Annotated in this window: 23 protein-coding genes; 14 read left to right on the forward strand and 9 right to left on the reverse strand. The window is 36.2% G+C overall.

The genetic code is table 11. From position 1 onward, the window contains the following. The first annotated feature begins 81 nt into the window (after positions 1 to 81). From AN214_RS19855 to AN214_RS19875, 5 genes are all read left to right on the forward strand, one after another. On the forward strand, positions 82 to 633 hold the full coding sequence (locus AN214_RS19855; RefSeq protein ID WP_152960815.1) for a DNA/RNA non-specific endonuclease: 552 nt from the start codon (positions 82 to 84) through the stop codon (positions 631 to 633). A gap of 52 nt (positions 634 to 685) precedes the next feature. Further along, positions 686 to 1057, forward strand: a complete 372-nt coding sequence (locus AN214_RS19860; protein WP_152960816.1) for a hypothetical protein — start codon at positions 686 to 688, stop codon at positions 1055 to 1057. 173 nt (positions 1058 to 1230) lie between these two features. Next, positions 1231 to 1563 (forward strand): hypothetical protein, encoded by a 333-nt coding sequence (locus tag AN214_RS19865; protein WP_152960817.1) that lies wholly within the window; start codon positions 1231 to 1233, stop codon positions 1561 to 1563. Between the two features lie 708 nt (positions 1564 to 2271). After that, positions 2272 to 3507 (forward strand): hypothetical protein, encoded by a 1236-nt coding sequence (locus AN214_RS19870; protein WP_054981305.1) that lies wholly within the window; start codon positions 2272 to 2274, stop codon positions 3505 to 3507. 404 nt (positions 3508 to 3911) lie between these two features. Continuing rightward, positions 3912 to 4247 (forward strand): excalibur calcium-binding domain-containing protein, encoded by a 336-nt coding sequence (locus AN214_RS19875; protein ID WP_054981306.1) that lies wholly within the window; start codon positions 3912 to 3914, stop codon positions 4245 to 4247. Between the two features lie 47 nt (positions 4248 to 4294). Here AN214_RS19875 and AN214_RS19880 read toward each other — a convergent pair whose 3' ends face one another. The 3 genes from AN214_RS19880 to AN214_RS19890 form a co-directional block, all read right to left on the reverse strand. Beyond that, positions 4295 to 6598 (reverse strand): hypothetical protein, encoded by a 2304-nt coding sequence (locus AN214_RS19880; RefSeq protein WP_054981307.1) that lies wholly within the window; start codon positions 6596 to 6598, stop codon positions 4295 to 4297. 230 nt (positions 6599 to 6828) lie between these two features. Beyond that, positions 6829 to 7806 (reverse strand): hypothetical protein, encoded by a 978-nt coding sequence (locus AN214_RS19885; protein ID WP_054981308.1) that lies wholly within the window; start codon positions 7804 to 7806, stop codon positions 6829 to 6831. A gap of 17 nt (positions 7807 to 7823) precedes the next feature. Beyond that, positions 7824 to 9014: an AAA family ATPase gene (locus tag AN214_RS19890; RefSeq protein ID WP_054981309.1), complete on the reverse strand. Its 1191-nt coding sequence runs from the start codon at positions 9012 to 9014 to the stop codon at positions 7824 to 7826. A gap of 264 nt (positions 9015 to 9278) precedes the next feature. On the opposite strand from AN214_RS19890, the gene AN214_RS19895 reads away from it, so the two are divergent. The 7 genes from AN214_RS19895 to AN214_RS19925 all read left to right on the forward strand — a co-directional run bounded on the left by AN214_RS19895 (position 9279) and on the right by AN214_RS19925 (position 16075). Further along, positions 9279 to 9584 (forward strand): hypothetical protein, encoded by a 306-nt coding sequence (locus AN214_RS19895; RefSeq protein WP_054981310.1) that lies wholly within the window; start codon positions 9279 to 9281, stop codon positions 9582 to 9584. Between the two features lie 10 nt (positions 9585 to 9594). Continuing rightward, on the forward strand, positions 9595 to 10164 hold the full coding sequence (locus AN214_RS19900) for a hypothetical protein (RefSeq protein WP_054981311.1): 570 nt from the start codon (positions 9595 to 9597) through the stop codon (positions 10162 to 10164). Positions 10165 to 10248: 84 nt separating this feature from the next. Next, positions 10249 to 11196, forward strand: a complete 948-nt coding sequence (traF, locus tag AN214_RS19905) for a conjugal transfer protein TraF (RefSeq protein WP_054981312.1) — start codon at positions 10249 to 10251, stop codon at positions 11194 to 11196. Then, positions 11196 to 12560, forward strand: a complete 1365-nt coding sequence (locus AN214_RS19910; RefSeq protein ID WP_054981313.1) for a conjugal transfer protein TraH — start codon at positions 11196 to 11198, stop codon at positions 12558 to 12560. The genes traF and AN214_RS19910 overlap by 1 nt, the downstream gene beginning before the upstream one ends. Before the next feature lie 9 nt (positions 12561 to 12569). After that, positions 12570 to 12899 (forward strand): hypothetical protein, encoded by a 330-nt coding sequence (locus AN214_RS19915; protein WP_054981314.1) that lies wholly within the window; start codon positions 12570 to 12572, stop codon positions 12897 to 12899. Positions 12900 to 13004: 105 nt separating this feature from the next. After that, complete coding sequence (locus AN214_RS19920; RefSeq protein ID WP_054981315.1) at positions 13005 to 15713, forward strand: hypothetical protein; 2709 nt, start codon at positions 13005 to 13007, stop codon at positions 15711 to 15713. Further along, positions 15710 to 16075: a hypothetical protein gene (locus tag AN214_RS19925; protein ID WP_054981316.1), complete on the forward strand. Its 366-nt coding sequence runs from the start codon at positions 15710 to 15712 to the stop codon at positions 16073 to 16075. The genes AN214_RS19920 and AN214_RS19925 overlap by 4 nt, the downstream gene beginning before the upstream one ends. Before the next feature lie 225 nt (positions 16076 to 16300). On the opposite strand, the gene AN214_RS19935 is transcribed toward AN214_RS19925, so the two are convergent. The 5 genes from AN214_RS19935 to AN214_RS19950 form a co-directional block, all read right to left on the reverse strand. After that, positions 16301 to 17005 carry a DUF429 domain-containing protein gene (locus AN214_RS19935; RefSeq protein WP_235576781.1) on the reverse strand — a complete coding sequence of 235 codons (705 nt, stop codon included), beginning with the start codon at positions 17003 to 17005 and terminating at the stop codon, positions 16301 to 16303. Positions 17006 to 17082: 77 nt separating this feature from the next. Next, positions 17083 to 17526 (reverse strand): hypothetical protein, encoded by a 444-nt coding sequence (locus AN214_RS19940; protein WP_054981318.1) that lies wholly within the window; start codon positions 17524 to 17526, stop codon positions 17083 to 17085. Positions 17527 to 17641: 115 nt separating this feature from the next. Then, positions 17642 to 18412, reverse strand: coding sequence for a hypothetical protein (locus AN214_RS22565; protein WP_152960818.1), 771 nt, complete (start codon positions 18410 to 18412; stop codon positions 17642 to 17644). Between the two features lie 130 nt (positions 18413 to 18542). Beyond that, positions 18543 to 18698, reverse strand: a complete 156-nt coding sequence (locus AN214_RS22760; RefSeq protein ID WP_161805699.1) for a hypothetical protein — start codon at positions 18696 to 18698, stop codon at positions 18543 to 18545. Between the two features lie 165 nt (positions 18699 to 18863). Further along, complete coding sequence (locus AN214_RS19950) at positions 18864 to 19268, reverse strand: hypothetical protein (protein WP_152960819.1); 405 nt, start codon at positions 19266 to 19268, stop codon at positions 18864 to 18866. A gap of 171 nt (positions 19269 to 19439) precedes the next feature. Between AN214_RS19950 and AN214_RS19955 the strand changes: the two genes are divergently transcribed. Next, a complete protein-coding gene (locus tag AN214_RS19955; protein ID WP_054981321.1) occupies positions 19440 to 20858 on the forward strand; it encodes a P-loop NTPase fold protein in 1419 nt (472 codons plus the stop codon). Here the strand turns inward: AN214_RS19955 and AN214_RS19960 are convergent, their stop codons facing one another. Then, a complete protein-coding gene (locus tag AN214_RS19960; RefSeq protein WP_054981322.1) occupies positions 20859 to 21713 on the reverse strand; it encodes a DNA replication terminus site-binding protein in 855 nt (284 codons plus the stop codon). A 263-nt stretch (positions 21714 to 21976) separates the two neighbouring features. On the opposite strand from AN214_RS19960, the gene AN214_RS19965 reads away from it, so the two are divergent. After that, entirely contained in the window at positions 21977 to 23287 is a 1311-nt protein-coding gene (locus AN214_RS19965) for a hypothetical protein (RefSeq protein ID WP_054981323.1), read from the forward strand. Positions 23288 to 23731: the final 444 nt, after the last annotated feature.

Genomic DNA, 23731 nt, shown 5'->3' on the forward strand with positions numbered 1-23731 from the left:
GCCATCTAGGCCATCAGTCCCCTGAAGAGTTTGAGATCCGATATAATTCGGTAAGCTAGGTGTCTAGAATTTCAGGGGAAGATCAAAGCCCACCCTGATTGGTATGTTCGCGGACATCTTCAAATGAAGCTTATTGCGGAACGAATGGGACATGATGCAGCAGCTAACACCCATACATTTCTAAATGCAGTTCCACAAAGAAGTAAGTTCAATAGCGGAATTTGGTTAGACTTGGAATACATAACCACTGCTTGGGCACAAGAAAATGACCGTATATGGATTGTGACAGGCCCCATATACATCGATGGCATCGCATCCGGTTATATAGGTGAAGATGATGAATTTAAAGTTTCAATCCCTGATGCCTTGTACAAAATAGTGGTTAAAGAAAATAAAAAATCACCGACCCCAGATGTTTTAGCTTTTATTTATCCACAAGTTGGAGCTGGCTATTATTCCAAACATTATGATCACAAAAGATATCTTACTAGTGTTGACGAAATCGAATTACTCACTGGGCTTAATTTTTTATCTACACTTCCTGATGATGTTGAAAATCACCTTGAAAAGCTAAGAGCTGAAAAAATATGGCCATACCAGAAAGAAAATATTATTGATGCATGTAAAAGCTAAATAGCATGGTTTATTGATAGTCAATTTAAAATATTTAGGGTAAGTAGTTTAATTGCTACGCGCAATTTTGATATATTCTGTTTCCTCAGGAAAGCTATATTACAAAAGGGAATATATGAGGCTTTTTATAGTTGATAGCACAAATAAGAAGCACTATCTAAACGCAACTGCGGCATCTCGAAAAGAACTCGCTATCAAGCTAGGCTCCGAATTAATAAATATTGGCACAGAAACCTACCATATATCAAAAGTTTGCGCTGAGCAGGATAGTGAGTCTATGCCAGCGTCAACAGTTATTGGTGGAGCAATAGGCTTAGTTGCAGGAATGCCAGGTGTATTGATAGGAGGGGCACTTGGCGCCATATTTGGGAATGAAGCTGACAAGAAAAGTCAGTCTGAAATTGAAGCCTTCAATAGGAGTTGAGGATGGGACGCCTTGATAGTAAATCAGTCACGCTATTGTTTTTCATTAGCTTTTTAGCGCTTTTGTCTTACTTCTTTGATAAAACTCTAATGTCTTTTATTAAAACAATTTTGGAAAAAGGCTACTTTAAGAACCTCCTTTTAATGATAATTTCAGTTGTAGTCATAAGCCACATGATTAGAGTTAACTCTAAAACTAAATCCTCTATATTTATGTTTCGCAGTGGCTTTCCGGTCATTGATTCGGTATTAAACTGGGCTACCTACTACAGTGTAACGTCTACTGCATGTGTTTTACTGGAAGGTGCATACTTACAAAAATTTTATAACATTCAGTATTACACCAAATTTAACGGTTTGGATATAAATGTTATGCTCGGTGTATGTGCATTGTTACTTTGGTATGTGAGCTTGCATATTTTCAAAATGGGACAAGAGCTATTATTCAAACCTGAAGAGGTCGTGATTGCCGCTGAAACTGGTACTCAAAGTGAAATAACGCAGTAAATAGCTATACGTCAATATGGCTAAAAATTAGAAAATACACTCCTTTTACAGTAGTGCTATGTATCATTTTAAATGTAATTTTTTTCAAATTCTTTAATAAAAAATAAAAAATTTAAAAATCATAAACTTAAAGATATTTAGAGAAGAAAATGTAATGAATTTGTTACATGCGTACAATCATTTCTCGTTTTTTCTACCCTTACTATAAATCAAACTGAATGATATATTTCACTCACTACACCCAACATATTTACATTAATCCTCGCAAAACAAACTGTTTTAAAGAAAAAATTAACACCAAACACTTTGCAATGCATAATAAGTGACATTATTTCGCCATTTTAGCTGAAAATGTACATCGAAAATCATAGGGATGTAAATATTTGATCTGACCATAATAGTCGTCTATACAAGTAATGAACCTTTTAAAAAGGTTTGCGATGTGATTTCCGGTCAAAGCTATCACATCGCATTATTCCAACCGCATATTTTGCAGGGGTGGTAAGCATAGACCCCCTTTGGAATTTGTGCAAATAAAAGGATAATTATTATGTTGAACGTTTTACCTGAAACGTTGAGAATCTTACTTTCAGCAAAATGGTGGCGCTTTTTAGTTATTATCTTTGTTTTGATATTTCTAATCTACGCATGTTTCATTGGTAGCAACACTTAAAGGGGGCTGGCTAGGAAACTGGCCAGCATAACTATATGGACAATAATTATACAGCACCTTTAACTCCCGAAGAGAATAAAGCTCTTCAAGAAGCATTTACACACTACTTAATCGAATTAAATTTAAATACAGCTCCCAAAGAAGAAAGAATAAAAATAGCAAATAGCCTAACATCCCAATATAAAAGCGTCTTCTTAGAGAATCCCCATGTAAAGGATAAATACAATTCTTCATTAATGAAAGAGAAAGAAAGTAATTACTTCAAAGTAAGTACTAACGAAGCAGCACACCTCACGACTGTCCGTCCACTTGAGGATTATGAGCGAAATAGAAAGAAAATAGATAACCCTGTCAAAGCTCGTTTGTTAATTTTCGCTTTAGAGATTAAGGGCTTTTACAAGCGTCCACCAGAAAAAGGAAGAAATCACTTACATGTTGCGATCATGGAAGAATTGTTTAAAAAAAGCCGACGTTTTCCTCGTGGTAATGAGAAAAACAATGCACAGAAAATAGATACTGAAAAAGATGGCTTTGACTATAACAACGGCTATTTTCATAAAGATATTATATCTGGTTTAGTTGGGACCTATCAGCTATTTAGATTATCTCTAAACAATTCATTTCCTGGTTGTGTCGCAGTTCACACTTTAAGAATCTTTAGAGATGAGTATGATCAATCAGTAGTGCACTATACAACTCTGAATAGTTACAAGCAGTTTCAATCCCAGGACAAAAGTAAAGGTCTACGCCGTCAGCGACGTTCTAGCGGTAATTTATATAATTTCCAGCAGCAGATACTATTCTTAGGAGGTACTGATTATTCTCATTTAGACGAATTTGAGTCTGGAAACCAAAAAAGCAACTACCCAGAAATTATGCTGATGCACGCCCATACTGGAGATAGAAATTCAATTCGGGGGCTCCTATTAGGGCAGTATCCATTTTTAAACCTCCCGATATCAACAAGTGTTTTTATGAGCAAACTTGATGATGAGACTGCAGCCAAGTTAAAAAAATTAGAGGAAATTGAGCCTGAAAAATATGGTTTTAACGAACTAAAGCTACTGGCTAATTACTACGGGAATATAGACCCAAATCTAAACACACAAGAAATCACTGTGAATGACTTAACTTCAAATATAGAGCTCTCTATTGACGAGAATAAAGAGCTCATTAGTTACCGGAAAAACCTCCATGATAGAGTAAAGAGTATTCACTCATTTATACAAAATTCAATTGAACAAAAATACTCCAATATGCTGTCGCCATAAATGTGAAAACTACATTTATAAGCGTACTAATAATATCAGAAGGAAGTTCCATTATTTATGACTTGTAAGTACCGCAATAGCCAACTAAAAACTCATCGTTTGATAACGAATATTATTAGTATCTTATACGCGCTTAAAACACTATAAAAAGGTTCAGAGCTATCTGCAATATCAAGTCTGAAGATCGTTAGAGAGTGAAACGAAGTTTCTCATTATCATTTATCGAGACTTACTATTATTTATCTTGATTATTAACAAGTGAAGCGCATGACAGTGGGTTATGTTCAGCTCCTGATTCAGTTAAGGTTGATTTTGCGTCAGATCTGCTCAACTTAACGCTAGCAGCTCCAAAAATTAATCGTTGTAGCGCTTCAGGTAAGTGTGGCCTAGATGCTGCCGAGTGGATGCCTAATAGAAATAAATGCTGGTTTGTAAATCGTATTATTCTTGTGAAGCAGAAATATAAGCTAAGTGTTGATAGGGCTGAGGTAGCTGCATTGAGGGAAGTGCTATTTAGCTGTGATAACTTTGAGTTAATTTATCATGATGCTGTGAATGCCCAATTAGAAGGAAGACCTATTCCCAACTATCAAGATGCGCTTTCTAAATATGACGATAATCGCAATGGCAAAATTTCATGTAAAGAAGCTCGTTTACATGGCATAACACCAGTCAGGAGAGATGATGAAGCATATAAATATATGTCTGATAGAGATGGTGATGGGATAGTTTGCGAATGAAATACGGCTCTTATCAAGAGCCGTTACATTTTTACTATTTTATTTTTTTACGAGTCTACTTCACATTGCTGAGGGTCACCGTAACCAAACACTATTTCTACATCACTGCCATTTTCCACTACGGTATTCTTTCCATTATATTTTAATGTCCAACCATAAATATAATTTTTTAGAACACCTCTAGAGGCTGGCGATAATTCGAAAGTGCCTACCTTAGCAATAGCATCATAGAAAATAGCATTTTCTGTCGCTAGTTTATCTGTTGAAATATGAGTGCCCAGAAGCTCCCCAATATTTGGCGTGATAATTTTTTGAGCCTCTGAGATTAACGCATTAATTTGATTTTTTTCACTCGCTGGGCATGCTCCTGCACATAATCCTACATACCAATTCGAGTTTGGTGGATTAGGGATATCTGGATTGAGGTTTAACGTACATGTGACTACTAATTCATCACCATCATTCCACCCCCCAAGATCAATTGGGTTGCAAGGTGACCATACTGCTTCAGTCGAGCTGCCTTTATAAATGCCATCACGATTAGTAATAGCTCCAGGAAGGAGTGTTAGGGTATATGTTTTATTTGCAGTGCTTTGTGCGTTAGCATAAAACTTATTTATATACATAGATATCGAAGTTGGAAAACCCGAACCAACATCGTCTGTGTAAATAATATTAGGGTAATTTTGAGAACTTAGCGCTGGCAATAAACCGCTACTGAGGCCATTGTTTGCAATTTTAGCAAGATCAAGAATGCTATTAGTTGCGCCAGTGGGGTCAAAAATACATCCACCAGCCTGAGTGTTGCTTTGGGTTAGGGTCCAAGATAGCAGAAAGTAATTATCTTGCGCTCTTTGTTTTTTCATCTTATCGAGTTGATCACTTTCCATGTCCCCAAGAGAATTACTATTAGAATATGAATTGTATGGACTTAAGCTAGTTGATGGGAAAAGCCCTTTACCTTTATATTTTGAAAGTACTGATTCACTAACAGACTCTGCAATAATGACAACACTAGAATGTTGACTTATGAAATTGTTCAACTCGGTTTCGCCAAGAGGGGGGAAACCTTCGACGATATATAAATGATTAATTGTTAATAGGGTTTCAAATAGACCATCCCATTGCTGATCATTAAAAGGTCTGTAGTTATGATTGCTATCACGAGAGTCAGTATCTAACGAATGAGATAAATTTAGTATGATTAACTCTTGATGTTTTTCGGTGAAAGCATTTAGCTGGGTAATAATATCTGCAATTGACTCACCTCTAGCACCTTGAGTACCTAATCCCATTTTATCAACATTACCATAATGACCTGTATAGTAAGTTCCGCCACCAATAATCGGACGAATATCAAAGTATCTCGCACCAGCCTCAAGTTGACCGAGGATATTTTTTTGTTGAGTGATTGTGTTGCAGTCGCCAGCACCTGCAGTACCGTGCTGCGAAATTGACATACCTGAATCATGTGAGCCCGGAATGCATATGTTTTTTAGCTTGTGTGTACCTATATCATTCAGACTATTTTGCATCCAAGAGTCTAAGCCACTAAGCAGTGTCTGAGAGCATTCAACCTTACCATTATTAGAGGTGCCGCTGTCCCAACAAGCTTGATTAACCTCAGAAATTACATAGCTTAAATTGACAGGAGTTCCATGTTCAGCGTATTGCTGTAGACCAGCTAGAGGGCTGCCCTCAGCGGAATTGCTAGAACTTTTAGGGCAAGTAAAAGCCATGTTGATAGGTATATTATTATTGAGCAAAAATTGAAGCCCAGCCCTATCATTATCATTAAGTAGAAAAATTCCTTTGCCACCAGCAGGGATACTGGTTGGTTCTTTAGTCCAAGGGCCATTTTGCCATGTTGATTCTAAATGAAGAGGTACCGCTTTAGTGTTATCAACTGACACTAATACTCTAGCCCATTCCTCAAGTGTTGTTTGAGGGCATACAGGATTTGCATCATCTGTAGTTCCATCACTCCAACAAGCCATATTTGGAGTGCCAATATTATATGTGAATGATACAGGAGTTCCATGCTCATTATATCGTTGAAGTCCAGATTGAATAAGAACGCCTTCTGAGTTGGGGCTTCCTTCTGCGGAATTGCTCGAGCTTTTAGGGCAAGTAAATGACATTGAAACAAATCCAACCTCTCTGTTCTGGCTGTCTTTCGCTAAATAAACTACTCCGGCTCGGTCATTGTCATCTAAAGCAAATTTAACATCTGTTTGGTTAGGTTGTATCTCTGCAGGCGGTTCAACACTAAATGGACCACCCCACTTTTTAAATAGAGTTAAAGCATATCCTGTTGTGTTATTTGCTGTAATGTAGGCTCGTGTACTCATAACTATTCCTTTTTGTTAATCAGTACCATTATCGGTACAGGTGAAAAGTTTAGTTAAGGAGGTAGTGTTATCGAGTCTAAATGTATTACAAACTATTACATAGCCTATGAAGTGATTGAGGAGATTTTAGTAAATCTATTCTGATTTACTCTGAAATCCAGTGGCTTGGCGGAAGTAACACTTTACAATTTAATATTAGAGAGCCTTTACTTTAGGCTCTCCAATTCATACTAGCTATGTTTTTCAAGCAGTGAGCATAGCTCTTTTAATAATTCAGGATTAGCTTTTGCTTCGTTGATAGCAATACTTACACCGGAGTTGGTTTGTTTTAATGTCAGACCTTCGAGCTTATTCTTTGATACCGCTGAAAATACACTTTCAGGATTATCTGATTGAATAGGCTGAGTTAGTTCCTTTATTTCTTTAATAATTGAAGCTTGTAGTTGGCTACATTCATCGCTTAATTTTTTTTGAATTTCTTCAATCTCATCAAATGACGCTTCCGAAGGAATGACTACATCTTTGATTGGTTCATGATTTTCAATTACTAAGTTAAGCACTTCCTCATCAACTTTCTTAATCGTGCGTAAAAATTTAGCATTCACAAACTTGAGGGCGGGAAATAGCTTTCTGATATGACTTACAAGATCTGTAAACCCCATTGCTTCATAGCAGGTTGAGCGACCATATCCAGACTTCTCAATGATTTCAGTAATTTTTAGAGGTCTACCGGCTTCTTCCTCTAGTTGATTCTTTAGATTAGTGATGGAGATTGCTGTATCCATTACACTAGGTCTATCATGCTTATCCAATGTATCAGCATATGCGGCTTTTTCTTTTTCAGAAAGATCCTTAGCAACAAGAAGATTGGCAGTAGCTTCGGGTAATTGTGAAATACAATAGCTACGTCTTAAGCCTGCTAGAATTTCATATTTACCATCGACTTTGACGGCACGAATAAACTCATCATTTTTACCAGACGCTGCAATGCTTGGAAAAATGTCAAGTACGGCACTCATTGATAAATCATCAAATGAGCGCTTGTTATAGATTGATTTGAAACACAATTCATTAACTTGCTGAGAAGAAAGCTTTTCCACTTTCCATTCAATATCTTCGCCAGTCACCGGTGATTTTTCTACAAAAGATGAACTTGTTACGTCATCTAATTTTAATTTGCCTAAGTCGCGGCCAATGGTTTTTCTCATAATATTAATTCTCTAGATTAGTTGCTGCGATCGAGGTTTAATTTGTCAAAAACAGAGATGGTAAATTCTTCCGCTTTTTCTCTTGCTGCTTGAAGTGATTTTTTATCACCAGCGTAATACTTCGGATTAGTCGAAAATACAGTGCTAAAGCTTTCGCCTGAACGCTCAAATGCTTTTGATAACGGTAAAGCAACGTCAATAATCTCAGCACCACATACATCTTTTAAAATAGAACGCGCATTTTGGTGAGCTGCATTTTTTTCTGTTTTGGTCATAAAGCCTGCAAATGTTGAAATATCAATTTTGCTGCCTGAATCATTTATTTTTTCAAATAGACCAGGTATACGAGCTAAAAACTTTAATGAAGAGTGAAAGTCAACTTGTGCTGGTGGAACAGGAATAAGTAAGGCATCAGCTGCTACAAATGAGTTTAATAAAAACGCATCTAAGTGAGGGCCCGAATCGAGTAAAATGAAGTCGTAATCACCCTTAATTTTATCGATGATATTTTCTTTTAAGATGTTGTATATCTTTTGTTCTGGTAAGTACTCTTCACTTAGACTTTCAAACTGTGACGCAATAAATGCATCTTCTATTGAAGCTGGTATGACATCAACACTGTCGATGTTGGTTTTTTGAATAAATTCATCAATTAACTCTTCCCGAGTTACATTCTGCAACATAGCTTGAGCAGATGTAGTATCTACCGAGCCAATGGAAAAATTATGATTCAAGAACATCGTAGCACTTGCTTGTGGATCAAGATCAATTACTAGCACTCGTAAATCGTGCTGAATTAGTTGAGGTGTACAGCGAAAACCGTGAGCTAATGTTACGGCAGATACCGTTTTAGCAACACCGCCTTTTAAGTTGTTCAAGAAAAGCACCAGCGCTTCTGAGTGATTATCACGATACTTAGGGACACCTCGATGCTCATAGATCTTTATTACATCATTGATATCCATGTCATAAACTTCAGTTTTTCCAGCTTTTCGCTTTTTAAATGTATACCCTGCAGCCTCTAGTTCTGAAACTGCTTTATCGACTTTTGCTTTGGCTAATTCAGGAAAGTCAGCAAGAGCAGCTTTGGAGAATGTTGGGCTGTATGTTTCGGAGTCAAATTCCTTTTTATCTTCGTTGATAGTTTCAGATAGTTTGTTTAATAACTTAGCAGCTCTACCTGCTACCTTCTCAATTTTATCATGCATACGACTTTCCGATTTTTGTGCAGCATTTTGCTTGTTTTTCTATAATGCTGCATATTACTTTAAAAGTAAATATGCTTCAAAGTATTATTTTTGATGTAATGAATTTATTTTTTTCAAAAATAAAAAATTAAAATAATCAATCAAAACAGTAATTTGACATTTTGTATTTCACACATTGTGAATTATTCACAAATAATAACTTGACCAAAAAGAGAGTTGCGATGTAAATTTTACACACGTTGCATGTTTTTTGGCTAAATTGTTATGTATCCAAGTAATGAAAACTTAAAAAATCTTTTAGAAGAATCACTTCGTATTCAAGCAAGTGCGTTGATTAATATTAAGCAGTTGATTGATGAAGATTTAGCTATGGCAGCTACAATATTTGGCATTTCCGTCGAAGATGCTAAAGCAATTAAGCAGGCTGATCTGACAAGCCTTCAAAAAATTGCATCAACAAATCACTTGTTTACAATCCATGCGAAACACAACGCAATTAAATCAATTATTGAGAATTTAAACTCTACTCACGACTTTGAGTTGGCTAAATTAACTTCTGTTGAAAATTAGGGATGATGTTATGTCTAGGTTGGTTCGAGAGTTCACAGATATTGAGCGCATGATGCAATTGGGTGCTAGAGCAGTTTTGATTAAGACTTTTTTTACTCATGCAGATGCGAAGATACAGCAAATAAAGCGAGGTTTGGAGTATGACTTTAAATTTAGCAAAATTGCTGCTGTTCGTGTCACGGGGTGGGCAAATACGCGTGATGGGGCGCTTTCGCTAAATTTAATTCATCGCTCATTTAGAAAGTTATACCCTAGTTTCGATTTAGATAATGAATCTATTACAGCTGAAATGCTTATCCGATTAACTGTGTTTCACAACACAATTTACAATGAATTTGAGCCTGTGGATATAAACCGCATCTACTCTGCTTTTTACGGTATTAGTCAAAAAGAAATAACTCCACATTTATGCTCATGTGGAAGAGGTCACGTTCGAGTTGAAGATCCAGAGTCAGATGTTTGTCCGTGGTGCCGATTTAAAATCTCTAATAGTTTTGTTAAGAGTTGCAAAAAAGTTAATAGCTTTGAACCGCTACAACTTAAAGTCTCTAATTTCGAGCGTCAAAGAATTGCAGTCTAATTTTTTGTAGAAAAAGCCTGTTTTTTTTCGAATTCCCAACCGTAAATTGCCTTTATTCTTTTTGTACTTTCTCAGAGGTACACCATGAATAAAGGCATTTTTTTAATTTTCACACTGGCCATCTCGTTGAGTTTGGTAGCAAAAGAACCTAAACAAGAAAAAGAACTAGGTTGGCATTTCTATCAAGATCCACTTGAAGTGGAACCCCCAATAAAAGAAGAAAAAATAACAGTTTCACCTATTAAACAGCCTGAGAAAATTGAAATTAACACTCAATGGTTGAAAGAAAATTTGCCAAAGCTGCTTAATAAAGCAATGGACGATCCTTCAGAAGAAAACTTGGCCAATTATTATTATGCACAACGATTAGCAATTGATAAGGCCACTGATTTTGGTAATAACACAAAAGAATTCTTTATGTTTGAAGAGGCGTTATCCGAAGATAACAGACGCCCAACACAAGCTAGCGCACTGTTTGCTCATAAACTCAATACACAAGATGCCCGTTCAAAAACGCTCAAATCATTGTTCTCAAAAGCTGGCTTATGGATGTTTTACCGTTCGGATTGCGGTTATTGCCACCAGCAATTTCCAGCCATGGAAGCTTTGGCCAGGGTTGCTGGCGTTGATGTTTTAGCAATTAGTATTGATGGGGTTTTATTGGATAAGCAATTTCCTAATGTGAAGCATGTTGTAGATCCAGGTGGTCAACTAAGCCGCAAATTTAATATTTCAATTACACCAACTACCATGCTTGTTTCTAACGATGGAAACACTTTTCAGCCTTTGAAATTTGGTATGGCGTCAGGTTCAGTGTTACTTGATAGGGCTTTATATGCGGCCAAAAGGCTAAACCTTATCTCTGAGGATGAATTTGCTGATTCTCAAGAGGTTAAACAGAAGTCAGTTGCAGAGCAGAAGATTGAAATTGATAAGTCAGAGCTCGACAAAAATCCATCAATCCTCTCTGATTTAATCCGAGCAAAACTGCAAGGAACACGTTTAAGCACGACTGGTAAGGTATCTAAATAATGAAATTGAAAAGACACCAACTTTCTTTAGTGGCAGCAGTTATATTTTCAACTAATGCTCATTCTTCTGTCATGGAGGAGTTATTTAACAAATCGACTACTCAATATAACAGACCTTCAACAGCAAATTCAGCGACAAGAAATGGTGTTACCTTTGGTGGTGCTAGTTATCGTGTAAAGCAAATAAATCAAAACGTACTGAGTTTTCAGCCGCCAAAATTAACATCTGGCTGTGGTGGAGTAGATTTTTTTGCAGGTTCATTCAGTGTTATTAATTCTGATCAGTTAGTGCAGATGGGGCGAGCAATTGCGCAAGGTGTCCCATCATATGCATTCGGTTTAGCTTTAAGTTCGGTGTGCCCGTCATGTAAGTCTGTTATGGATGAGATTCAGCAAAAGCTAGAAAAGTTTAATCAACTAGCTTCGTCTGGGTGTGAAGGTACTGTATCGTTTTTGCAAAATGAATTTGGGAGTGAAATTGAGACTTTTCAAAGTAGTATGAAAATTGGTGCTTTGGATAATATGGCTAACACAGCTGCTGGTTATATTTCAGATTTTGGTGAAGGCATGCAAAATCGAGGTAATACTGACAACATTGCTAATAAAGCTGCTGAGCTTGGTGTTGATATTGAAGGGAATGCAGCAAATAAAGCGCTTGAGGCAGCTTCAATTAGAAGTATGAGTCACCCTGATATTCCTGGTTTGTCAGGTACAAATCTCAAGTCTTTAATCATGTCGCTAACCGGTTATACCTCTATTGTTAAAAACGGCAATAGCTCAAGTTCTGATTCTGGTGTAACTATTCGACAAGAAGCTCCACTATTCACTGTTAATGAACTTGTTTTTGGTAAGGTTGGATCTAATACAATGCAGTTCTATACATGTAGCGATCACTTAAAATGCCTAAACCCCTCAAAAGTATCTCGTAGTCATAAAGGCTTAATTCCCAACTTTGAAAGTGTTGCCCTAAGTGCATTACATAAAACAATTAATAGGCCGTCTGCGGGTTTAACTGTTGAGGAAGAAAGTATTCAGCAGTTATCAGGTCTTTCATATGCTTACGTGACAAAAGCTTTTGGATCGGGGAATTTGGTTTTAGGTTCAAAAATAATGGCGCAAAGTGCTGCAGTCAGCACTTTTAACAGTATTGTTTATACAATAAAAAATATGATTCCATTAATTGAAAGTCGCGCGAATGATTCGAACGATCCTTTGGCTCAAGGGCAGGTGGCAGCATATCTAAAAAAGGTGCGCGAAATTGAAACTCAACTTTCAGATGCGTTATTAGAATACAACCGCCGACTTGATGCAGAAAAAAACACCTTTGTAATTTTGTCTAGCTTAAATCAGATGAAAAGGAGGTGAGGGAGTTCTATGCAAATCAACAAGATTGCGACTGAGTTAAATGTATTATTGTTTTTAGCGAACATAGTATGTACATGGCTTGTCGTAGGTTCAGCTTTTGGTGAAGTGTGTAACCTACCATTTTATGAAAGTACCTTCTTTATTGCGTACAATGGGCCTTTTTTGGTGTTTTTACCATTTATGATAGCTATCACTTATGCGTTGGCTCTATTTGTTATTTCTAACTTCTTGGTGTTAGTTGTGGCCAAAATATTGAACTTTGGCTTAATTTCGAACGGTGCATATTTTGCTTTTGAGGTGCGGGATCAAGCTATCAAGAATAATTCATTTTACAGGTAATTAAAATCTTTCCAAAAGTACATCAACTTATAAAATTTATTGTTGAATTTTTGTGAACTTTCTGTTGTTATTTTGAGCGGGGATTTTGTTTTCGGAAATTTAAACATGAAGAAATGGAGTTTTGATTTCGCTTTAGTATTATTTTTTTGTGCAGTCCCAGCATTGGCTGAACCTCTAATCTATAGGGATGTACCTCAACTTTCAGATAAAGAGTTCAATAGAGCATACAATGGTTATGTTCGTACACATAACACTAAAATTAATCATTACAATACCCAAAAAAAATTAGCATATATTGATATAGCAGGGGCAAGTCTTGATCGAATAAATACATATTCTCAACTGGCTTTAACTGCAAAGCCTTTATGTTCAACAGGTGCTGGGTGTTTTTTATGGCTAGCAAAATTCAAAGCTAGTACTTTTCAATTTGCAATGGATTTGGGAAATGGTCTTGAGACTATTACAAGGTCAAATAGAAGTATTCGTAACTTAAAAAATTCATATTCTGAAGTAGGTCGTCTCTTGTCTGCTGAATCCAGCCTCAATCTCAATCGTCTATTAGCTCCAAAAATACTTCCGAGTTTGCCTGATGGTGTTGCTGAGTGGAATCAATTTGTAGAGGTAAGAAAGTCACTGCAAATGATTGATAGGAGTAAATTGAATAAGTTTTCCCTTAAGCTTGTAAAAAAAATTGAGGAAGCACAAGAAAATCGTAGGCAATTTTTTATTGATAATTTTAATATAAATCCAGACAGTTTTGGTGACGTCCCTCCTATAGACTTTGATTTGAGTGCTTTACCGTCAAATATAATAGAAAAACCCCAAAACGATTTAAAATTTCAATTAGAAAAAGCAACCAAGTTATGTGAAGCGCTTTATGGTGGAGAGTGCAAAGATAAACAAGTTGACGCAACTGATTTATCAATCGATGTAAAGGATTTAGATGAGTTAATAGCTGAAGAGAATCAAAATCGAAAATCTTTTAATGAACAGGCTTACAACCTTTCAGGGCATATCTATCATTCACTAGCAACTTTGGATACGCTCCAGACAACCGGCTTGGTAAAGTTAAATAAAGAAGAGCAAAAACTTTTAAATGCTGCAACTAGCTTTGCAGGGGGGGCGTTAACTTACTTTTCAAATCCAGGTAACCCTTTTGCATATTACCAAATCTCACAATCGTTTTTGGGTGGATTTGGTGCATTATTAGGTGAAGGCGCATCAGGCCAATCACTTTATCTTGGTGAAATATTTAGTGAGCTTAGAAAGATCAATTTAGAGCTTATAAAGATAAATAAGCGACTCGACGAAATTAATAAAAAGCTAGACTATCTAGAAAATCAAAGCAGATTATCCTTTTTACAGTTGAGAGAGCAGGTTGGAGAAGTCCAGTTAGCGCTATATGAGGAAAAGTATGAAGTGCTTCGTCACTGTTCAAGAACCCTGCAACTTACAAGTAACCCTATGAAGGAAATTGAACTTGGTAATGTAGTTAAAGCTTGTTTTGATAAGGGGGCTTTAGGTGACTTATTATTCCCTCATGATAAGTCTTTTTCTATTAGTTTTTTTGAGCACGAAACCAGTAATTCTGATCAAGGTAGAGAAATTGAAACTAACTTGCGAAGAATAAGAGAAATTTTAGGTGCTTATTCGGAGCGAGAGTTTGGAGTATTTGGAAATGAATATCAAAAGTTATTAAAGACAGCTTTCAGAAAAGCCCTTCTTGTTCCTTTGAATTCTCATGAAATTGATATTGATGAGGATATGTTAGAGGAATTTGTATCCCGCTATGCTAACAACCCAGTTACAAATAAATCCATTCCCAAAGAATACCGCCCTTATTTGGCTAATCCAAATGAATTTGAAAATTACTTAATAACAGAGCGAGCTATTTTTACTAAAGCAACAAACAAAAGTGTGGAAGCATTGTTTGTCCCAATAGCACCTCAAGCAATAATGAATTTCACTAATAATTATAATATCGCACCTAAAATGGTTGAGGCATTATTAATTGATTGTAAGTGGTTAAATTGCCTGTTTGGTAATACTCAACTTGATAGGACACAGCAGAAGGAAATTTCAAATTTATTTTGGAATATTGAAGCAGCATCTCATCTCGCTCAAGCCCAATATGCTCTTCTTGATGGTGCAGGCGTAATAGATATCTATTATGAAATCTTGCAGCATGATGTTCCAGGTTATAATGAACTTAACGACAACAATTTAGCTAGCTGGTTAGCGAATCCTGAAAACTACTTTTGGTATAGACTGAAAGCTTTAGTGTTGCAATCAATAACGAGTAACTGGGCTAGTTTCAGTAATTTCATGTCTTATTCTGGATACCGTTTCATTAAAGAAAACGAACACTATAGTGAAGCTTCTTATTGGGCTATAGCTTACTCTAATTTTACAGGAAATTTGTTGCAAAATTCTCTCCCAAAAGAGTTTAGAACGTTTAGGGATGATGCAGGTAAGCTTAGAGTTTCTTCCCCATGCACATGGACATATTCGAAATCATTTAGTCAGAATTGGGAGTTCCTCAAAAAGGAATCTTTGAGGCCAGCTTTTGGGTACGCACTCAACCAAGATACCTCAAGGAGTAGTTATGATTCAATTCAAAATGAGCTTTTTGGTTACAGAACAGCTCAACAATATTATCTTTGTGAGTGGGATTTACCTGAAGAAAGCTTTATGTCAAATCAGGAATTAACCTATAGTCCTGTAACAGTGGAACTATTTAAAGCGGCTCAAGAATCGGTTAACCATAGAGCGTTGATAATTGCAGCCATGTCAAAAAATAGGATTTTGAAATGATTAGATATACATTTTTATATTTCACTCCAATGCTACTGCTATCAGGCATAGTAAGCGCAAATGATAACTGCAGTTTTGAAATACCTAGGCCTGCATTGGTCTATACTGACAACCAAATTTTTATGACGGCTGAACAATTTCAAAGAGACTCATGCTTTGGATATGATGGTCTTATTGATTGCTACGATGGGTTGGTTAAAAAAAAGGCAGAGTTTTACTCGAGTAAACAAATAGAAAAACTTCTGGACGATCAGCACAAGTGCTTTGCACAACAGATTGCAAGCATGGAGACTCGTATTATTGAAAAGTTAAGACGAGAAACTATAAATACCAACCAAAAGGTGTCAAATTATGAAGATTAGATATCTTAATGTCATATTTGTATGCACGATGTTTAATGTAAGTGCTGAAACTGTTTGCGATTTTAAGTTACCTAAACCAAGCAGTATTACCTATGGTGTTGAGACTGTGGCCCCTGTAAGGAAGCGTGTGGGTGATGGTGATGAATATTTTTGCCCTGGAAATAAAAGAACGAGTACCAATGTTTGCCCATTAAAGAAAGGTGGGCTTTCCTATTACTCAGAAAGTCAAATGGCCTTAACTAATGGAGTCCAGATGTAACCTGAACTGACATCTCCATAGGTTATGCTTTTGCAATCAATTTGATAAAGCCCAGCGATATATAAACAAATGATCGCATCCAGCGCATCTTCATTTGTTTTGAGGGCTTTTCCCTTAAGCGACTTGATATGTTTGGGGTTTAATAAAATAGTTAACTCACTGGGAATAGTTAAAGCTAATACATCCGATTTGCTCAGTTGTAAAATTAACTCGGCTAATTTTATTTGGCCTGCTTTTTTCTCAGCTACAGTTCCTTTTTTGTATAACAGCCTCTCAGGTAAATCAAAACATTCGATTATTGCAGGGTGAGGGTAACACTCGATCAACCATTTTGAGTTACTAAGGTGTTTATAACCATCTCTAAGCAGCCCATTAGCGAGCTGCACACTGAGAGTGTTTGGGTAAAGAGTTTGATTAGAGGTGTGGCAAGAGGCTTTTCGTGAACCATAGTCTTTGCTTAGCGCTTTTTCACATTCTCTTTGCCCTTGTATATTGTTAATGATTAAAGGGGCATCTATAGCAATCCCAATAGGTTGTGGATCTTGCACAAGGTAATTAATGATACTCTCAACACTGGTTAATGCTGGTTCTATTGAGGTCAGCGTTAATATATTACCTTTGAGGTGCCCTTTTGCTATTGCTGTAGGGTTTTTCTCACTGTGCCACGCCAAATCAATACCAGCTAAATGTATTAGATAACTCACTTCATCTCAAATCCGTTGATGTCAACAGCCTTAAATTTATGTTTTTACAAATTGTTTAATTTAGTTAGTAGCTCACTTCGCTTGATTGCCTTTTGATACCATCTAAACACAACGCGTCTATTAAGCTCTAGCGTGATATTTGCCACTGGCTGCTCAATGTAAATTCGCAACTTAACTACTCGGTCTCTTTTTAAATTTGCTTTTACTTCGCTAATGATATGTTCAAGTTCGTCAAGTAGAGCTTCAAAAGGGATAGTTAAGCACCGTGATCTAATAGAAATAGTTTCATAGTCACCCCACGCATTTGCTACCCAATTAGGAGCGTTAATTTTTTCTCGTGGCAATAGTCTGTCTTCAGTAGTATTTAGCTTTACTTGGTTATGTTCATATTTAACTTCATAGGTAGCTTCATTAATATCTAGCACTTCAGCATCAAGTGCTGCTAATTGCCTCAGCCAAATTCTTTGGCTTGGGCATAAATATGACACCCTGACTTTATCGCCTATCTGTTAGACATTCAGATTATTCCAATTTGATGCGGGGCAGAGGTGAGCTTGTACGTCAAACCTTTAATACACATGTCCCGCGAAGCTTATTCCAATATTAAATTGAGTAGTTTTCTGATTCAACAATAACTGATTTAATGCATTTATCATTGTTTGCTTTATTTGAATGAGGTGTTACACAAAGGTACTTTTCTTCTTCATTAACAGTTTTACTAATCAACCAAAAGCCAGTTACTTTTCCTCGTTTATTTGGCCCTTTTTTAAGAGTGTTATTGCAAAGGTCATTTCCAACTTGATTTGCCACTTCTGAAGCTGAAGCAACTTCATTATCGTTAAGGAGTTTTAAAGCTCTCTTAATTAACTTCACCTTGTATTTTTCAAAGTGTCTTAAGCGGCTATATGAAAACAGCTCAATATGACTATGATTGTAACCTTTCAAAGGTGGATGCTTGAATGGTTCACAGTTACCTTTAGAATGTGAGTTCTGTACATCTGTATTTGTTTTAATTTTGTCTTGCACACAACCAGTATAAAGTTGCATAAATGGCACTTTATACCTTAAATGCCTCAACCCATAGGTTCGACACAATATATTTAACAAGTGGACCTGAGCACAAAGGTAGTCACTTACATCCGGAAAAGAGTTTTTCAAACTAATGACAGACATATCAATGTTTATATCGGATTTCCAGCCAGCTAAAGCTCTCTTCATAGGAATTTTAGAGGTATAAGCAAACTTGCTTGTTATTGCTTTGGGAAAAGGCTTGTTTAAATTGTGAGTTAAAATATCCCCTTTGAGCGTTTCAATAAAAAATGGACGCCATTTGGACAATTTTTTTTGCCTTTTTCTTTTGTGTGATAAACGCATTTCTAACCCAGGCTATTTATTATATTTAATAATGTGGGAGCACCACCCGCCAATGCTATTATTCCTAGCTATAACTCTAGTTTTACAATTTAACTATTTACACTTTTCTTCTGGTGTAGTTTTAAATTCATTAATCAAAGTTATCTAACTTTGCCTTTATTAAAGCTTGCTCAGGCGTAAAGTTTTGCAAAAATAAATCTCGCCAAGTCGTCATTGAGTCCCAATTAGTAATACCTTGCTCCTTAGCAAGCAAAGCAACTTGTCTTCTCCATATTAAATATTTCATATCTATCCTTCGCTATTCCAATAGTTAAAGTAGTTCGTGATTATTTAGGATTAAATCAATTAAACAAGTTACCTTTGCGGTGTTTGGATCAGGTATTACACCAAAGGGTGTAATCATGCTATTTTCACTGAGTATGGCTAAATGCACCGGAGTACTCATAAATAATCACTCATTATCAACAAACTTAATTGTTTTAGTTTCTATTAGTTCCATCTTTAAATTACGCTTACCTTTCCAGTTGTGAAAGAAAAGCCTAGCAGCATCTTTGTCTTTAAACACAGCTGCTTTGGCAAATTTACATTGTCGATAATTGGCTGAAAGAAAAACACCGTTATCAATGTCGAACTGCCATGGCCAGCAGTGGTCGTTATCTGGATTGAAGATGCCGATGCGATACTCAATAACATTCACTTTTTGTGGTTTTAATTCATGGTACGCTGCGGATATATTGCCATATACATATGTCCATTTCTTAGGTTCAGCTTTTTTTAAGCGCTTTAAGAAAGCTCTTGTACTTGAAGCATTCAACAGTACTTTGCTTAGTGCTTCGTCTAAATCCTTATGTTGCATAAAAGCCATGTTGATAATGTGAAAAACTATAAAATACTTTACACGACTTTATAACTGATTAGTATTGCTTAAATTACGATTTACATAATTAAATCAGTAAGTTCTATAGTTTTTAATTTTGAATACATTTAAGACTAACGCAGACTATTTCTGGTGCTAAAAAGGAAACACATGGAAGCTTTTGAGGGCGATAAGCTAAACAGAAAAAAAGAAGCTATCGAAGTTACAGATTATTTAATAAATAGATACACAGTTAAACAAGATGCGTTTGTTTTAAATCTTGATGCAGATTGGGGATTTGGAAAAACCTACTTTTTACAAAACTGGCAAAAGTATTTAGAAAGCGAAAGGAAATGTAAAGTAATTTACTTTAATGCCTGGAAGCATGATTTTTCTCAGGACCCTTTAATTAGCTTTATGACGAGTGTGGAGAACCAACTTTCACAATACATTAATCTGAAAGGCGAAACACAATCATATTGGCGAAAAATGAGGGATGAAGCATTACCATTTTTAGCTGGTGCAATTACAAAAAAAGTGGTTGGAGCATCAATTGATGAGATAAAGGAGGTGTTTGAAAGTGACGAGGAACAACCAGAAGGTGAAACAGAAGAAGAAAAGGCTAATAATTCTGAATCAGAACTTGCCAAAGTAACAAGTGCACTAAGCGCTAAGGCAACAAAACTCGCGCTAGCTGAACAAAAGCAAATAGAAAAACAAATACATAAGTTTACTGAAAACCTTGAAAAACTCTCAAAAAATATAAATGACGCAAATGTACCGTTATTTATTTTTATAGATGAACTAGATCGGTGTCGTCCAAGCTTTGCAATTCAATTACTGGAAGTTATTAAGCATTTATTTAGTGCCAAAGGTGTTTATTTTGTGATTGCGACAGCATCAGGGCAGTTAAGTGAAGCAATAAAAGCGGTGTATGGACAAGGGTTTGATGGTGCAAAATACCTAAATCGATTTTTCGATCAAACATACCATTTTGTTAGTCCTGATACTTCGAATTTTGCGAGCCTTTTATTTAATGAAAATCCAGCGATTTTTGAGAATTTTGATAGTTTCATAATTGATGTGCCATGGGATAAAAATGGTGCTGGAATCCTAGTATCAGAAATTGCTAATTGGTTAAATGCGGGGCTTAGGGATATAAAACAATCTTATTCAATCATGGAGTGTATAGCTTTATCGAACAGAAAAAAAAGGTTTGTAACGTTGTCTTTGTCGCTACTGTGTTTAGCAAAGGTATCACAGCCAGAGGTATACGAAGAATTGAAAGTAATTCTCGATCCAGAACGTAAAGACTACGGAGGGCTGGAAGATGCACCTGAATTTAAGAAGTTGATAAAGGGTATTAATCCTCATAAGCGCTTAATTAAAGGCTTTGAGCAAGATATATTTATGGAAAGTCTTTTAGTTCTAATTGCTTGGAATGAGGGTAATGTAACTCCTCATACTAATCCAAATTCGGTAAGTCTACAGTTTAAATCCAAGATAAGGCATTACAAAAATGAATATTACCCTGTTAATAAATATTTTGAACTTATTGAATCAGCAGCACGTTTCAAGTCCAATGCCTAACTAAACAAGCGCATATAATCGATTAATTAAGTAACTGGGCAAATCAGCGCGGTTATTTTTTGCAGCCAGAAAATCATTGAGCGGTTTTACTTTAATCGCATCATCTGAAAAGACTATAAATGGTAAATGTGCATGGCGAAGCTTGGTTTTTTCCGAATGAAATGAAATGTTGGCCATAGGTGCTGCCGGTAATGGGCGTTTAATCTTTATAGTATCGGACTTAACTTCACTAATGAGCTTAATTTCTTTTTGCACAAACGGTTCCCATTCAGAACGAGTGATACCGGTCGGTGGATTTTGTGCAGAGCCCTTCAAATATTCAATAAACTCAACTTTATCTTTTACTTTGGTGCTGAATTTATTCGACCAGGTAAATCCAATCGTTTTTACATCACTAAAGTAATTAATTTGACGATACATTAATAAAGTAATAGAGCCAGGTGCGACGGTTCGCAAAAGCTCATGTTTTTCGGTTGCGTTTAACTTGGATTGTGTAATCAAGGTTTTTAATGCGGCCTTTGTGAAATTTACACAATCAATCAGCGGGGCAATGTCGTTTGCAGCTTGTGCGCGAAATTGCAGTACGCCCGGTAAACGAAAAGGCGCTTTAAAACTGTGACCAGCATCAGGTTTAAATTTGGTAAAAGCGCCTAGTGCTTTTACTTTACCATGGTAATCATTACGGTATTCAACAGGAATAAACTCAGCAGCAGAACTTTCTTGCTCAGCTAAAGTGGGCGGCAAAATAAAACAGTCATGACGTAAACATTCTGCTTGTGAAAGAGCATCAAACAGCTCCTGACTTTCCTCAACCAACTTCGCATAAAGCAATTTTGTTTCAGTAACTATATCCATTTCTATACCATCATACCAACTAATCAAATTAACTATACCTCAGCATCATCGCATAGTCTAAACATCGCGCATGCTTTGATTAATCTTCTTTTTGTTTTCTTATTATTTTTCTTTTCGCTTTTTTCATTCATTTTCTCGCGCGGGGTGAGTAGGGGTTTGGCAAGGATAAGACATCAGCTTTAGAGTTAGTATGATGGTATAGTTTGTGTTCGGTTTATGTGTTTGTATAATGGGGTTTGCTTAAGGACGAGAGAATAATAACAATGCAATCCTTTATAGAAAACCTGCTTAATTCAACCCCAGTAGAACTTACGGCCAGTATTATTACGTGGTTCATTGTATTTGTTGTGATTGGTACGTGTGCACGCTTGGTTGCCAATTATTATTCGCAAGGTAGGTTTCAGCGTAGTAAGCGCTCTGTATTAAAAGAAGAAACGACGAAACTTAGTGGCGCAACTTTGTTTATGGCCTTATTCACCGGTATTGCCGGTATTGCCGGTATGGGTACCATGTTTGCTGTTAATGAGCTGATTAAAACAAATAAGATGGTGGCTGAGAGTACAGAAGCGGCAGTAAGAGCGGCCGAATCGGCAGAAAAGCAAACTCGGGAAGTAATTAAGTCAAATATCCTGAATGCCCACTTAAAGGAAGTGGAGTACTCTCCAAAAATATCAACTACCATCAAAGCTAAATATGCAGAACCTTTTTGTACATTAGATTTTATACTTCAAAACAACTCCAACGCTTCACTAGGTACAAAAGAACTATATTTAAAATATGGAAATTTTTTCATTCCCTTTGAAGCCATTCAATTTGATCTTGGAAAATACCTTAATTACGTTGAAATTCTATACAATGACAAGATCAGTAACATCGCATTTGGAATACCAGAAAGCACAACAACAATTTCCCCATCGAGCAGTGTCATTCATTTGCAGAAGCAATTAAAGTTTAAAGAAGATGACTACCTTAAAACAGTGGGGGGTTCTGAAGGTTTTTGTAATGGCTTTCAAATGTACTATAGCCAATTTGGGTTCGGGTATTTATTTCATATGACAACAGGGCTTGTCGAAAGGATGTTAGGAGGGGGGTTTTTAGTTAACAAAAACGCCAAGTCAATTTCGCAATATTTTTATTATGGAGGTGATTATACAAGGAGTAAATACCTACCAGGCTACGTATTAGATTACAAATCAGAAGATAAAGAATACGATTTTAAAAACTTAAGTATTATTTCGAATGATTTACTAGCCCTAGCGAACCTACAAAGAATTTTGCTTGCATCAGAAGGGCATGTTGGCTCCGTTGAAAGGGAGGAGAATCTCAAAAAGTATTTAGAAAAATTTATAGCAAATTTTCGAGAAGATTATTTTCAAAAATATTTTTCAAACAGGACTTATGAGCAAGGTTTTTTTGAAATGTATGGCGATATTGAAACTAGGATAATCAAAACACTTGATGAAGATGGAACATTTGAAGTGACAAAATTCTCTGACAAGCTAAATGAAATAAACAAACCAGGTATCTGTGCGAAGTTGGGTTATGGTGCGCAATGTGAAAATCTAATGCAATAAACTCAATCCTCTGAGTGCTTTTATAATCGCATTAATAATAATCAGAGCTAAACAAAGTATTGCTGGTGAAAATAATATGGCCGGCAAAGTCATGCCGTAATTAAACCACGAAGTTAGCGCTGTTAGAGATACCAAAACTGACAGCGCTAACTGGATGAGGATAAAACCTCTTTGTAAACTTCCTTTTAAGCCAAAAATATTCATAGTAAATTCTCAAACCTATAACCAGACATAACTCGATATTAAACCTTCGTGAGATAGAGCCGTTCTTTTTTTTCGGTGAATTTGCACTCTTTTTTAAAATTAAAAGGCGGAGATAGTGAAGTAGTATAACGTTATCAGTTTATTTCTAAGGCAGCATTTTGAATAAAATACCTTCTCACCTAATGTCATTACTTATCAAAGCTCAGAATTTAAAAAACAGTGAGCTTTCCATTAGTCTTC

Source organism: Pseudoalteromonas sp. P1-9, assembly GCF_001399975.1.
Lineage (GTDB): Bacteria > Pseudomonadota > Gammaproteobacteria > Enterobacterales > Alteromonadaceae > Pseudoalteromonas.